The sequence below is a fragment of the Tractidigestivibacter sp. genome (genome assembly GCF_057241865.1).
In genome coordinates this window covers 1-13,881 of sequence record NZ_DBHHPX010000049.1, presented here as the reverse complement: position 1 = coordinate 13,881, position 13,881 = coordinate 1, and the positions used below count along the sequence as shown (strand labels likewise).

General features: G+C 62.4%; 12 protein-coding genes. 11 read left to right on the top strand and 1 reads right to left on the bottom strand.

The window, feature by feature from the left end:
• The first annotated feature begins 124 nt into the window (after positions 1–124).
• From ACO59D_RS11795 to ACO59D_RS11760, 8 genes are all read left to right on the top strand, one after another.
• On the top strand, positions 125–919 hold the full coding sequence (locus ACO59D_RS11795; protein WP_485127152.1) for an HAD family hydrolase: 795 nt from the start codon (positions 125–127) through the stop codon (positions 917–919).
• A 310-nt stretch (positions 920–1,229) separates the two neighbouring features.
• On the top strand, positions 1,230–2,276 hold the full coding sequence (locus tag ACO59D_RS11790) for an inorganic phosphate transporter (protein ID WP_130810565.1): 1,047 nt from the start codon (positions 1,230–1,232) through the stop codon (positions 2,274–2,276).
• A gap of 9 nt (positions 2,277–2,285) precedes the next feature.
• Positions 2,286–2,906, top strand: a complete 621-nt coding sequence (locus tag ACO59D_RS11785; protein ID WP_485127151.1) for a DUF47 domain-containing protein — start codon at positions 2,286–2,288, stop codon at positions 2,904–2,906.
• A gap of 467 nt (positions 2,907–3,373) precedes the next feature.
• Complete coding sequence (nadA, locus tag ACO59D_RS11780) at positions 3,374–4,378, top strand: quinolinate synthase NadA (RefSeq protein WP_485127150.1); 1,005 nt, start codon at positions 3,374–3,376, stop codon at positions 4,376–4,378.
• Positions 4,379–4,383: 5 nt separating this feature from the next.
• Entirely contained in the window at positions 4,384–5,622 is a 1,239-nt protein-coding gene (locus tag ACO59D_RS11775) for an L-aspartate oxidase (RefSeq protein WP_485127149.1), read from the top strand.
• Positions 5,619–6,482, top strand: coding sequence for a carboxylating nicotinate-nucleotide diphosphorylase (nadC, locus tag ACO59D_RS11770; RefSeq protein ID WP_130810558.1), 864 nt, complete (start codon positions 5,619–5,621; stop codon positions 6,480–6,482). The genes ACO59D_RS11775 and nadC overlap by 4 nt, the downstream gene beginning before the upstream one ends.
• A 10-nt stretch (positions 6,483–6,492) precedes the next feature.
• Positions 6,493–7,023, top strand: coding sequence for a transcription repressor NadR (locus tag ACO59D_RS11765; RefSeq protein WP_130810556.1), 531 nt, complete (start codon positions 6,493–6,495; stop codon positions 7,021–7,023).
• A 208-nt stretch (positions 7,024–7,231) separates the two neighbouring features.
• On the top strand, positions 7,232–8,275 hold the full coding sequence (locus ACO59D_RS11760; protein WP_485127148.1) for a branched-chain amino acid aminotransferase: 1,044 nt from the start codon (positions 7,232–7,234) through the stop codon (positions 8,273–8,275).
• Positions 8,276–8,694: 419 nt separating this feature from the next.
• Here the strand turns inward: ACO59D_RS11760 and ACO59D_RS11755 are convergent, their stop codons facing one another.
• Positions 8,695–9,633 (bottom strand): Nmad3 family putative nucleotide modification protein, encoded by a 939-nt coding sequence (locus ACO59D_RS11755; protein ID WP_485127147.1) that lies wholly within the window; start codon positions 9,631–9,633, stop codon positions 8,695–8,697.
• A gap of 101 nt (positions 9,634–9,734) precedes the next feature.
• On the opposite strand from ACO59D_RS11755, the gene ACO59D_RS11750 reads away from it, so the two are divergent.
• The 3 genes from ACO59D_RS11750 to ACO59D_RS11740 all read left to right on the top strand — a co-directional run bounded on the left by ACO59D_RS11750 (position 9,735) and on the right by ACO59D_RS11740 (position 13,644).
• Positions 9,735–10,007 (top strand): hypothetical protein, encoded by a 273-nt coding sequence (locus ACO59D_RS11750; protein ID WP_485127146.1) that lies wholly within the window; start codon positions 9,735–9,737, stop codon positions 10,005–10,007.
• Positions 10,008–10,078: 71 nt separating this feature from the next.
• Positions 10,079–11,878: an ABC transporter ATP-binding protein gene (locus ACO59D_RS11745; RefSeq protein ID WP_485127145.1), complete on the top strand. Its 1,800-nt coding sequence runs from the start codon at positions 10,079–10,081 to the stop codon at positions 11,876–11,878.
• A gap of 2 nt (positions 11,879–11,880) precedes the next feature.
• The gene (locus ACO59D_RS11740) at positions 11,881–13,644 is read left to right on the top strand and encodes an ABC transporter ATP-binding protein (RefSeq protein WP_485127144.1); all 1,764 of its coding nucleotides are present in this window, start codon (positions 11,881–11,883) and stop codon (positions 13,642–13,644) included.
• Positions 13,645–13,881 lie beyond the last annotated feature (237 nt).

The window sequence follows — 13,881 nt, the reverse complement described above, 5'->3', positions numbered from 1 at the left end:
GAGAAGTCGGAGGCTGGCCCACCTTTGCCACTTGACAAGTCTATCTACATATCAGACGGTAGCCCCCCATCGGAGATAGGGTAAAAGCAACCCTCGGCCTGGCCCCACGCCACAAGGAGATCCCATGCACACGCCCAAGCTCATTGCCAGTGACATCGACGGCACCATGCTCATCAACTGGGCACCGCGCTTCTCGCCGCAGATGCTGGGGCTTGTCGAGCGCATCGTGGATGCGGGCATCGCCTTTGTCCCTGCGTCCGGCCGGCAGTACACCAACCTGCAGCGGCTTTTTTCGCCCGTTGCCGATCGCATCTCGTATGTGTGCGAGAACGGCGCGCTTGCCATCACGGGCGGCGAGCTGGCCTATAGGGCCACGATGGACGATGGCCTTGCGCACGAGATCATCGAGGACATGTTGTCCGACCCCGGTTGCGAGCCCGTAGTCTCGGGGATGAGGACGGTCTACGTGCGAAGTGGCGCGCCCGAACTGGTGGACCATCTCACCAATGTGACCGGCTACAACGTGACCGAACTCGCCGACGTCACGCAGGTTCCCGAGCCGTTTATGAAGGTCTCGGCGTATTGCACCGATGGGGTCCCGCGCGAGAAGCACTGGCATGAGCGCTTTGGCGGGCGTTGCTCGGTCAAGGTCTCGGGGTTGCAGTGGCTTGACCTGGTACCCAACGGGGTCGACAAAGGGGTGGCCTTGTCGGCGCTGGCCGATCGCCTGGGCATTGACGCCGCTGACTGCATGGTCTTTGGCGATGCCGAGAACGACATGGAGATGCTCAGGTGGGCGGGCTGCCCCATTGTGGTGGAGTCCTCGCAGCCGTCGGTGCTGCCTCTGGGGCGCTATCGCACCGATACCGTTGAGCACGCGTTCGAGCGCATCCTCAGTGGGCGAGGTTTCGTCTGGTAGGTGAGGCAGATGCGGGTACGGGCTGGGTGCCGCGTCGCTGCCCCGCGCGGAAGGCAGGCCCCCTGCTCCTCCTTCGCATCGTCACACATTCGTATACGAATGTGTGACGCGTGCTGGTCGCAACACAAACGTCGACGAACGTGTAGCGGGATGCGGCCCTCGTCGGATGAGACAAGGGGACGGTCCCCCTGTCTCTCACGTTAAGAGACTGCAAACTGAGTGTCGGTAACGTGTAACCTTGCAGTGGGAATGCCGTGTTTGGTTGCATCAGGTATGATGCTTTGGCCAACAATCGAAAGGTGACGCCCACATGGTCAGCTTCTCCCAGTTCGTCGCGGCCGTCCAGACCAGTCCGTTCCTCGCCTTGGTCATGGTCCTCGTTATCGGGACCATCCTCGTGAATGGTGCGACGGATGCTGCGAATGCCATCGCCGAGCCCGTGGGCACGCGCGCCATTGGCGTCAACCAGGCCATCGCGATGAGCGTGGTGTGCAACTTCGTGGGTCTTATCGGCATGACGCTCATCTCCACGGCCGTCGCCAACACCATGAGCGGCATGGTCGACTTTGGCGGAGACACCCATGCTGCCCTCATTGCCCTTGCGGCGGCAACCGTAGGCATTGTGACTTGGGCATCCATCGCTTGGGTCTTTGGCATTCCCACATCCGAGAGCCACGCGCTCATCGCGGGACTCACCGGTGCCGCGCTCGCTGTGCACGGCGGGCTCGATGGCGTGAACATGAACGAGTGGATCAAGGTCGTCTACGGTCTCATCCTCTCGTCGGTTTTGGGCTATGGCGCTGGTTGGGCAATCGCCAGGGTAATCCCTGTGATCTTTCGCCAGTCGGACCGACGCCGCATGAATAACATCTTCAAGAAGTGGCAGGTCGTTGGTGCTGCCGGCATGGCAACCATGCATGGTGCCCAGGACGGCCAGAAGTTCATGTCCACCGCCATGATGGCCGTGCTCCTCTCGCAAGGCATGTCAGTCGACGGTGCGCAGTTCCCCCTGTGGATTGAGGTTCTCTGCGCTGCTGCCATGGCCATCGGCACCGCTATCGGCGGCAAGCGCATCATCAAGAGGGTCGGCATGGAGATGGTCTCGCTCGAGCAGTACCAAGGCTTTGCCGCCTCGGTGAGCGCGACGGCGTCGCTGCTTCTTGCGACCCTCACGGGCCTTCCGGTCTCGACCACCCACACTTCCACGGCTGCCATGATGGGCGCCGGTGCCGCCAAGAACGTCCGCTCCGTCAACTGGGGCGTTGCCAAGGAGATGGTCCTTGCCTGGGTATTCACGTTCCCTGGCTGTGGCCTCATTGGATTTCTGCTCACCAAGCTCTTTCTCGTCGTGTTCTAAGGAGAACCCATGCCCCGTGCCAAAAAAGAGGACGTCTTCTACACCCTGCTCAAGGACTTTGCCGCACGCATTGAGGACGCGGCCGTGGAGTATGCGATGATCATCACCGGCTTCCCCGAGACCATCTCGGAGATTCCGCAGATGAAGGTCTTCGAGAACAAGTGCGACGAGAAGGTCAAGCACATCATGGAGGAGCTCTACTCGTCCTTCGTGACGCCCATTGAGCGCTCGGACATCGATGACCTTGCGCTTGCCATGGATGACATCGTGGACTACATGAACAGCATCTCCTCGGGGCTGGACCTCTTCAACGTGAACGAGATGCGCAAGGAGGGCCCACAGATGGCCAACCTCACGCTCACGGCCGTCAAGGACATTCGCATCATGATTGACCACCTGCCCGACTACAAGAAGGACCCGCTGGTCATGGAGAAGGCCATTGCCGTGGGCCACATCGAGGACGAAGGTGACCTGGTCTACCAAAATGCCCTGCGCCGTCTGTTCCTGGAGGAGCCCAGCGGCCGCTATACCGTTACCTGGACGCGCCTCTTCGACCAGATGGAGAACCTGCTCGATGCGTGTGACAACACGGCTGGCGTCGTGCGCTCCGTGGTGCTCAAGGGCGCGTAGCGCGAGAGGGACGCGGGGTGCGGAAGCCTCACGCCGCCAAGCGAGCGTTTTTCGAAAGCCGCCTGTTTGGCGCAGGCGGCTCTCTTCTTGTGGCAGTGGTGGGATTGTACGTACGCACGACTGGGCCGCTCTGCCGCGGGAGACCATCCGGGGGGCCTGGTTGGCGAGAAGTTCCACTTGTGCGTACGCTCAACCCGACCTCTCTGACAGGGTCTGTGCGTCTCCCCAGTTGGCTGGGAGGGACCTGGCGGCAAATGGGGTTGGTGCGTACGCACGACCGGACTTTTCTGCCAGACGGACCCCGTTATGGGTCCGAAATGTCAAAAATCCAGGGTTCTGCATACGCAGATCAGGTGGTTCTTGCCATCCGTCGCCACCGGCGCCGTCGTAGCTGCCGCCACCGGTCCTGTCATAGCTGCGGCGGCAGGTGCCGCCCCATCTGCCTTTCTCAAGAACTGTCTTGTCAGATGGCAAGACAGAGTTCATACTGTCGCACCAGCGACCATGGCTACCAAGGGGGCATCGTGGGGGAAGACCAATCCGTGCGGCGTGACGAGAAGGGTGCGCTTGCCGAGCGCGTGACGCAACTCAAGCGCGAGAGGGGGGCTGTGGTCCTCGCGCACTACTACGTTCCGGCCGAGACGCAGCGCATGGCCGACTACGTTGGCGACTCGTTCTACCTGGCACGTCTCGCCAAGACCCTCGATGCGCCCACCGTCGTGCTGTGCGGGGTATCGTTCATGGCCGAGAGCGTGAAGCTGCTCAGCCCGGCGCGCCACGTTCTCATGCCGGAGCCGGCGGCAGACTGTCCCATGGCCCATATGGTGCGCCGCGAGGACGTTGACCGCGTGCGCGCAGAGGTGCCAGACCTTGCCGTCGTGGCCTACGTCAACACCACAGCCGAGGTCAAGCGCTGGGCCGACGTCTGCGTGACCTCCTCCAACGCAATCAAGGTGGTGCGTAAGCTGCCCCAGGAAAACGTCCTTTTCATTCCCGACATGAACCTTGGCCGCTATGTGGCCGAGCAGGTGCCCGAGAAGCACGTGATCCTGAACCGTGGCTACTGCCCCACGCACAACAGGATCGGCCTCGGCGAGGTCGAGGCGCTGGAGGTGGCGCACCCCGACGCCTTGGTCCTGGCGCACCCAGAATGCACCCGCGAGGTACTCGACGAGGCGGACTTCATCGGCTCCACCAAGCAGATCATCGAGCGCATAGCCGCAGGTGAGGAGCGAGAGTTCATCGTGCTCACAGTGGTGGGCGTCGCCGCGGAGATCACGCGGCGCACCGAGGGCCAGGACAAGCGCATCTTCTTCCCCGAACCAGCACCCATATGTCCCAACATGGACATGGTCACTCCCGAGAAGCTCGTGGCCTGCCTGGAGAACATGTCAGGGGAAGTGGCGCTGCCAGAAGACCCTCGGCGTGCCGTTGGGCCGCTCGAGCGCATGCTCGAGCTGGCGGGGAGGTGACCTGCATGGCAGGTGCTGCCATGGCAGAGATGTCGGCGCGGGCGATGAGAGAGACCGCGGCCACAGAGCCGCCGCTCGCGAGTGACGTGGTCATTGCGGGTTGTGGCGTGGCCGGGCTCTACGCAGCGCTCAACCTGCCGCGTGCGCTGCGCGTGACTATGGTCTGCAAGGAGGACCTCGAGAGCTGCGACTCGATGCTTGCACAGGGCGGCATCTGCGTTATGCGCGACTACGACGACTACGACTCGTGGTTCGACGACACCATGCGCGCCGGTCATGGCGAGTGCCGAGCCGAGAGCGTGGACACCATGATCTGGTCGAGCCGCGACGTGATTGCGGACCTCGTGCGCCTGGGTGTGGAGTTTGATCGCACGCCCGATGGCGGCTACGACTACACCCGCGAGGGAGCGCACTCGCGTCCGCGCATCCTCCACCACGCCGACGTCACTGGCAAAGAGATCACGACCAAGCTGCTGGCGCAGGTGCGCAAGCTCTCCAACGTCGGGGTCCACGAGTACGTGTGCATGGACGACCTCCTGGTCGAGAACGGCGCCTGCGTGGGCATCGTGGCGCATGGCGAGCACGGCAAGCGCTCGGAGCTTCGCACACGCGACGTCATTCTCGCCACGGGCGGCGTTGGCGGCCTCTACGAGCGCTCGACCAACTTCCCCTGTCTCACGGGTGACGGCTGCCGGGTGGCCGCGGCCCATGGCGTGACGCTTGACCACATGGACTACGTGCAGATTCATCCAACCTCGCTCTACACCGACAAGCCCGGGCGCGCCTTCCTCATCTCCGAGAGCTGCCGTGGCGAGGGCGCCGTCCTTCTCAACGCTGCGGGCGAGCGCTTCTGCGACGAGCTTCAGCCCCGCGACGTTGTCTCAAAGGCCATCTATGCCCAGATGGAGAGCGAGGGCTCGCGCTACGTACGCCTCTCGTTCGAGCGCGTGAGCGAAGACGTGATCTGCGGGCACTTTGCCAACATCTGGCAGCACTGCCTCGAGGAGGGCTACGACATTCGCCGCGAACCCATTCCGGTAGTGCCCGCGCAGCACTATCTCATGGGTGGCATTCACGTGGGCGCACACTCAGAGACCACGCTGCCGCACCTCTATGCGGCGGGCGAGACAAGCTGCAACGGCGTGCATGGCGCAAACCGGCTGGCGAGCAACTCGCTCCTCGAGAGCCTCGTCTTCTCCCGGCTTGCAGCACGCGACATCGTACGAGAAAGGCATGCCGCATGAACTCGGTAACGCTTAAGCTCCAGGCCGAACCTTTGATTCTCTCGGCCCTTCGCGAGGACATCACCAGCGAGGACGTCACCACAGCGTCTGTGATAGGGGAGAAGGCCATAGGGGAGGTCCGCCTCATTGCCAAGGAGGACGGCGTCATCTGCGGGCTGGATGTGTTCGCCTGCACGTTTGAGCTGCTTGATCCTACGGCTACCTGCGAGTTTTCGGTTACAGAAGGGGAGGGCGTCTCCGAGGGGCAGGACCTGGGCTTCGTGCGTGCCCACGTGCGTGCGCTTCTCTCCGGCGAGCGTGTGGCGCTTAACTTCCTGCAGCGCATGAGCGGCATAGCGACGGCGGCGCGGAGGATGTCGGCCCTCTTTGCGGGCACCAAGACGCGTTTGGTGGACACGCGCAAGACCTGCCCCAACATGCGCGTCTTCGAGAAGGAGGCCGTGCGCGTGGGGGGTGCCGGCAACCACCGCTACAACCTTTCCGATGGCGTGCTGCTCAAGGACAACCATATCGATGCCGCCGGCGGGGTGGCCCAGGCCGTTGCCGCCGCGCGGGCCTATGCGCCCTTCGTACGCAAGATCGAGGTAGAGGTCGAGACAATCGAGCAGGTTCGTGAGGCGGTGGCAGCCGGAGCGGACATCATCATGCTTGACAACATGAACCTGGATGCCATGCGCGAGGCCATCCGCGTGATTGACGGGGCTGCCGAGGTGGAAGTCTCGGGCAACGTCACGATGGAGCGCGCCGCCCACCTTGCAGACCTGGGCGTGGATTACGTCTCGTCCGGCGCGCTGACCCACTCTGCGCCCATTCTCGACCTCTCGCTTAAGCACCTCACGGTGACCTCGAATCCATGCTAGGCTAAGGTGCATGGGCGGAGAAGATCGTAGAGCAAAGATCGTCGCGCTCCTCGACAGCGCCGGGGAGCCAATTTCTGGTGGCCAGCTGGCGGGCGAACTTGGCGTAAGCCGGCAGGTCATCGTGCAGGATATCGCGCTCCTCAGGCGTAGTGGCATTGAGGTTGAATCCACACATCGCGGCTACGTGGTGCGCAGGAGCGACGTGCCGCGGCGCATCTTCAAGGTGCGCCATTCGGAGGAGCAGATAGAAGACGAGCTCAACCTTATTGTCGACTTGGGAGGCACCGTTGAGGACGTGGTGGTGAACCACCGCACTTACGGGGTGATCTCTGTGTCGCTCAACGTCTCGAGCCGTCGAGACGTGGCCCGCTACCTGGCAGAGATTGCATCAAGCAGGTCGACACCCCTCTCGCGCGTGACGTCCGGGTATCACTTCCACCACGTGAGCGCCCCAACCGAGGAGGCGCTGGACGAGATTGGCGCGGCGCTTGCGGAGCGTGGGTTCCTGGTGGACCGCCTACCGTACGAGACCGTGAAGTGAGAGCGCAACGCGTGCCGACCGCGGTGGATGCCGATAAGCTACGGCCTGCGTTGCGAATCATGGCGTACGAGGCGACCCCTCGCTCCACCGTGTAGGTGCCAGCCTCCTTTGTTACAAGCTACGCAACGATTGCGGCCGGCTGGTTCTACCGTCCTACTCTGGTTAAACACGCACTCGTGCCTGAGAGTGCGAGCTGGATGAGAGGGGAATGCCAATGGAGAAGAAGGACATCGACTGGGGTAGCCTCGGGTTTACGTACGCACACACCGACTATAGCTACATCTCGAACTACAAGGACGGTGTCTGGGACGAGGGCACGCTTACGCCCGACCACACCGTCACGCTCTCCGAGTGCGCCGGGCTCCTTCACTACTGCCAGGAGGTCTTCGAGGGACTCAAGGCATATACCACGAGGGATGGCGACATCGTCTGCTTCCGCCCGGACCAGAATGCCGAGCGCATGTACAACTCCGCCAAGCGCATCTGCATGCCGCCGTTCCCCAAGGACCGCTTCGTGAAGGCCGTCGAGGAGGTCGTCAAGGCGAATGCCGCCTACGTTCCGCCCTTTGGCTCCGGTGCCACCCTCTACATCCGTCCGTTCATGTTTGCGACCGGCGACGTCATTGGCGTGAGGCCTGCCGACGAGTACCAGTTCCGCATCCTCGTGACGCCCGTTGGTCCGTACTACAAGGGTGGCGTCAAGCCCGTCAAGCTGCAGGTCTCCAAGTTTGACCGCGCAGCACCTCACGGCACCGGCAACATCAAGGCCGGCCTCAACTACGCCATGAGCCTCTATCCCAGCGTCGAGGCCCACAGCAAGGGCTATGCCGACAACATGTTCCTCGACCCCAAGACCCGCACCTACGTTGAGGAGTCCGGCGGGGCAAACATCCTCTTCGTCAAGGAGGACGGCACCCTCGTCGTGCCGCAGTCCTTCACCGACTCGATCCTGCCCTCCGTCACGCGCCGCTCTCTGGTCGACGTTGCCGAGAAGATGCTTGGCATGAAGGTCGAGCAACGCCCGGTCAAGTTCCAGGAGATCCTAGACGACGAATTTGTCGAGGCTGGCATGTGCGGTACCGCTGCTGTCATCTCACCCGTGGGTGAGGTCGACAACGATGATGTCCACTACGTCTTCAAGAGCGGCATGGAGAACGTCGGCCCCGTCATGAAGAAACTCCGCGAGACGCTCACCGGCATCCAGTCCGGCGAGGTCGAGGATCAGTTTGGGTGGGTCCACAAGATCTGCTAGTCACCCGCTACGTTAGCCGAGGCCCCTGTTCCCTACGAGAAGTGCGCTGCGCGAAACTTCTCTTCGGGAACAGGGGCCTCGGCGTATCTGGCGAGCTGGCAGGGACAACGGGGGGTTGCCGCCGGGGGCCAACGAGACGACAGCTGACAAAAGCGGCTCTGGCCGCTGTTATGTGTCTGAAGACGTCTCAACAGGCCGGGGCGCGGGACCAAGGGCCATCGAACATCGAGCCGTTGATGGCCTGGGTAGTCGATAAAACCGTCTCTGGTCAGCTCACTATTCTCTATGGGAGGATTCTGGCCCCGCTCAAGCCGAAGAGCCGTGAACTTGAAGCCTCGATATCCAAGCCATCCGGGAGAGGGTAGAAAGGCTGCCCTTGGACGTGTTCCGGGAGACGCTTGTCAACGTAATGGCGTTTCCTACTGCTGGCCGCAGATCAGTAATCTAGCCCATTCGAGAAGGCCGTCGGACTCGTAGCAGACGAGCTCTTGCCACTGTCCGCCGTATACAAGCGCATCCCCTGCGCCCTGTCCTGCCTTGGGGCGGGAGCCGTTCTTCCGATTTCCGCCCACATGCTCTGGCATGAGGAAGGGATGGGGGATCCATCTGCTTCTCGTCATGCCCTTCTTTGTCAGTACGCGATCCTTGGAAAAGTCAAGGGTGCCGTAGCCAGGGAGTTCGGGGGCAAAGCTCAGCCGTTGGGTGGGGATGTATAGAGTGTTGTTGCTGTTGTCGAGTTTGCCAGGCTGTGCGTGCGGATGCCAGTAGTACTGGCGTATCTCCCTGGGATCGGTGAGGATGCTGCCGATTTCCATGTAACCCCATACAACCTGGAGGTCAGAGTAGCGATACCAGTCGTCGAGGTTGCTGCTGCGAAAGTCGCGACCCTTGCTCATGTATCGCAGGGTTCCGTCCCTGGTTCGTGCAGCGCCCCTGAACCACCCAAAGAACAGGAAGAGATCTCCCTTCGTGACGCCAGCGTTATAAAGCTGCTTTTGCGCCTTTCCCGTCTGCCCAAACGCGGGTTTCCATCCTTGAGGCCGCTCCCGGCGTTCTCCCTCGCGAATATCGGGGTCGACGTGGCACTTGGGCGTCTTGCCCTTGGCTTTGAGAGACGAGAGAATCTGGTCATATCCCATTCCGTCGTATTCGAGCTCGGCGTACGAGTCACGGGCATCGCTGTCTGGGATGGGGAGCGAGAGAAGCGTGCCCGAGAGGTCGCTTGTGTCCTCAAAGAATATCGGGCTGGCTACGCCTCCTGCGTTGCTGTCAAACCCCTTGCGTGAGAGGATGACCTTCCTGTCGGAGGTGGGGACGATTTCCTCGTACTCGTCTTTCGTAGATTTGCGCTTGCTCATCAACATCCATCCTTCTGGTTGAGCACTCAGATCGAACCATCCATACAAGGCGCTTCGGAGGGCGTCAAGCGCCTATCGGCGGACGTCTCCGGGGGGCTGTCGTGAACCCGCTCTCCGTAAGGGAGAAGGTCCGAGCCCGTGCGCGGCGGCTTGCAGAAACGTATGGCAGGGATGCGCCATCCGACCTTCTTTTGGGCGAGCGTGTGCTCGACCCCATCGAGCGGCTCCTTAACGACCCCACTTCCCAATCGGGGGACATCAACCATCCGTTTGAGAGCCCCTACATCGACAAGAATGGAGTCTGCTATGCAAACCCCAAGCACCATCTCAAGACACTGTATAAAGTGAGGCCTCGGGTGATGCTAACGCCGTGACCATTTTTGCGCCTGTTTCCAAGATGTTCTATCATATAAGTTAGATAAAACTAACTTATGAAGGGACTCCTATGGCAAAGAAGAGACAAGGGGACCTGTCCGCCCTCCTCGGCTATGCCGGCGAGCGACGAGGCCTAACCTTTTTGGGGCTCACGCTTTCCGCCATCGCCATGGCCGCAGGGATGGTTCCCTACATCTGCATTTGGCTGGTGGTACGCGATCTGGTGGCCGTTGCGCCCGACTGGGGCTCGGCAGGTGCCATCGCCGGGTACGGCTGGGTGGCGTTCGCCTTCGCGGTTGCGGGCATCGTCGTATACTTCGGTGCGCTCATGTGCACACACCTGGCGGCGTTCCGCACGGCCTCCAACATCCGCAAGCAGGGCATGGCACATCTGATGGAGGCGCCGCTCGGCTACTTCGACAGCAATGCGAGCGGGCTGATACGCAACCGTCTGGACGGCGCTTCCGCCGAGACCGAGACGCTGCTCGCGCACAACCTGGCCGACATCGTGGGTACCGTGACGATGTTCGTTGCCATGCTCGTGCTCATGTTCGTGTTCGACTGGCGTATGGGCGTCGCATGCCTCCTCGCCGCCGTCATCTCCGTTGCCGCGATGTTCTCCATGATGGGCGGCAAGAACGCCGAGCTCATAGCGGAATACCAGGCATCGCAGGACCGCATGAGCAAGGCGGGCACGGAATACGTGCGTGGCATCCCCGTGGTGAAGGTGTTCCAGCAGACGGTGAACTCCTTCAGGGCTTTCAAGGAGGCCATCGACGACTACAGCGCGAAGGCGAGGTACTATCAGGGCTCCATCTGTCGGATTCCCCAATCGATCAACCTCACCTTCACCGAGGGGGCGTTCGCCTTCCTGGTGCCCGTTGCCCTACTCCTGGCGCCGAAGGCACTCGCCTCGGGCGACCTTGCGGGCTTTGTGACGAACTTCGCCTTCTACGCGGTGTTCTCCGCCATAATCTCGACGGCACTGGCAAAGATCATGTTCGCAGCGGGTGGCATGATGCTCGCCAGCACGGCGCTCGATCGCATCCGGCCCGTGATGGACGCGCCGGTTCTCGACGTTGCGCAAAGCCCCGACATGCCGCAGGGGAACGGTATCGCATTCAAGGATGTGAGCTTCACCTACGAAGGTGCGTCAGAGCCAGCCCTCGACCACGTCTCGTTTACGGTTGAGCCGGGACAGACCGTGGCCCTCGTCGGACCCAGCGGCGGCGGCAAGACCACTGCCGCGAGCCTGATTCCACGCTTCTGGGACGTGACCAGTGGCACCGTGGAGGTGGGCGGCGTCGACGTGCGCAAGGTCGACCCACACGTGCTCATGGATCAGGTGGCCTTCGTGTTCCAAGATAACCGGCTGTTCAAGACGTCGATCTTGGAGAACGTCCGTGCGGCGCGCCCCGAGGCCACGCGCGAAGAGGTCGAGGCGGCTCTCGCTGCAGCGCAATGCGAGGGCATCATCGCGAAGCTGCCACAGGGCATCGACGCGAAGATTGGAACGGGAGGTACCTACCTTTCCGGCGGCGAGCAGCAGCGCGTCGCCCTGGCCCGTGCCATATTGAAGGACGCGCCCATCGTGGTACTCGACGAGGCGACCGCCTTTGCCGACCCCGAGAGCGAGGTGCTCATACAGAAGGCCTTCGCCGCGCTGATGCGAGGCCGCACCGTCGTCATGATTGCGCATCGGCTGTCCACGGTGGTGGGCGCCGACAAGATCGTCGTGCTCGACGACGGCTCCGTAGCCGAAGAGGGCACGCACGATGAGCTGGTGGCTGCGGGCGGTCTGTACGCTCGCATGTGGGCCGACTACAACAAGGCCGTCCAATGGCAGGTCTCGACCGATGGAGAGGCTTAAACATGCTGTTCGACAAGAAGTTCCAGCGCAAGTTCGCGCTATCGGACGAGGGCGTGACCACCGTGAAGAAGGGGACGCTGTGGACCGTGATTGTGAACTTGGTGGTCATGGGCGGCATGGGAATCCTCTACCTGCTCATGATGCGGTTCATGGACACGCTCGTAGACGGGAGTCCCCTACCAGGCATCCCCCTGTTCCTCCTCGGTACCCTCGCGTTCCTCGTTCTTAGCTTCGTCACGCACTACCAGCAGTACCGGGTGACGTACGGTCTGGTCTACGAGGAGGTGAAGGCCATGCGCATCGGGTTGGCCGAACGGCTGCGCAGGCTGCCCTTGAGTTTCTTCGGCAGGCGCGACCTGGCCGACCTCACCGAAACAGTCATGGGCGACGTGAACCGCATGGAGCACGTGTGGTCCCATGTGCTGGGCTACCTCTACGGCAGCTACGTCTCCACCGCCACCATCGCCGTCGTGCTACTCGCGATGGACTGGCGGCTGGCCATCGCGTGCCTGTGGGGAGTGCCCGTGGCCTTCGCGCTACTGTTCGGCAGCCGGAAGATGGCCGAGCGCAATGCCGAACGCACCAAGGCGGCGGCCCTGGAGGTCTCCGATGGAATCCAGGAGGCGCTCGAGAACATCCGCGAGATTCGCGCCACAAACCAGGAGCAGCGCTTCCTTGATACGCTGAACGCCAGGATCGACGCGCACGAGCGCACGATGATCAAGGGTGAGCTGGCGACAGGCCTGTTCGTGAACGGTGCGAGCGTGATCATGCGGCTGGGCGTTGCCACGACCATCCTGGTGGGGGCGAACCTGATCGTGTCCGGCCAGGTCGACTTCATGACGCTGTTCCTGTTCCTGCTGGTCATCACGCGCGTCTACGCACCCTTCGACCAGAGCCTGGCCCTGATTGCGGAGGTGTTCCTCTCGCAGGTTTCTGCCGATAGGCTCATGCAAATCTATGACACGCCAACGGCCGAGGGCGTGATGACGTTTGAGCCCGCAGGCCACGACATCGTGTTCAAGAACGTGGGTTTCGCCTACGACAACGAGCAGGTGCTCAAGGCCGTGAGCTTTACCGCGAAGGAAGGCCAGGTGACCGCACTCGTGGGCCCCAGCGGCTCGGGCAAGAGCACATGCGCGCGCCTGGCGGCGCGCCTGTGGGATGCCACAGAAGGTGCCATCGAGGTGGGCGGCGTGAACATCGCGACAGTCGACCCCGAGGTGCTGCTGGGTGACTACTCGATGGTGTTCCAGGACGTCACGCTGTTCGACGACACGGTTATGGAGAACATCCGTCTCGGCAAGCACGGTGCCACCGACGCGGAAGTGCTTGCGGCGGCTGCGGCGGCCAACTGCGACGAGTTCGTGGACAAGCTGCCTGCCGGCTACGACACACCCATCGGCGAGAACGGCGCGAAGCTCTCGGGCGGCGAGCGCCAGCGCATCTCGATTGCGCGTGCGCTGCTGAAGGACGCGCCCATCGTGTTGCTCGACGAGGCGACGGCCAGCCTAGACGTTGAGAACGAGACAAAGGTGCAGGGTGCCCTCTCGCGCTTGCTGACAGGCAAGACCGTGCTTGTGGTCGCCCATCGCATGCGCACCGTAGAGAACGCCGACAAAATCGTCGTGCTCTCGGACGGCTCGGTCATCGAGGAAGGCGCGCCCGGCGAGCTGCTCGCGCGCGAGGGCGGCGTGTTCGCCCGCATGCATGCGCTGCAGTCCGCAAGCGCTCAGTGGAGCTTGCAATCCCAAAAGGACGCGTGAGGTTTTCGAACAGCCTAGGAAAGCCCATGTTGAGAGAAGGAGTATTCTGACGCGAAATTGGCAGGCCAGTCCTGTCCCATGTTCCGCCTTTCCGCGCAGCGGCCAGCACTGAAGTGAGCACGCCCCGCGGAATCACCGCCGCCCGGAGCGCCACCACGCGACCGCGACTTGGACGCGGCTGCCGAGGCCGAGCTTGGAGATGATGCGGGAGACGGAGCGCTTGACCGACGTCGGCTC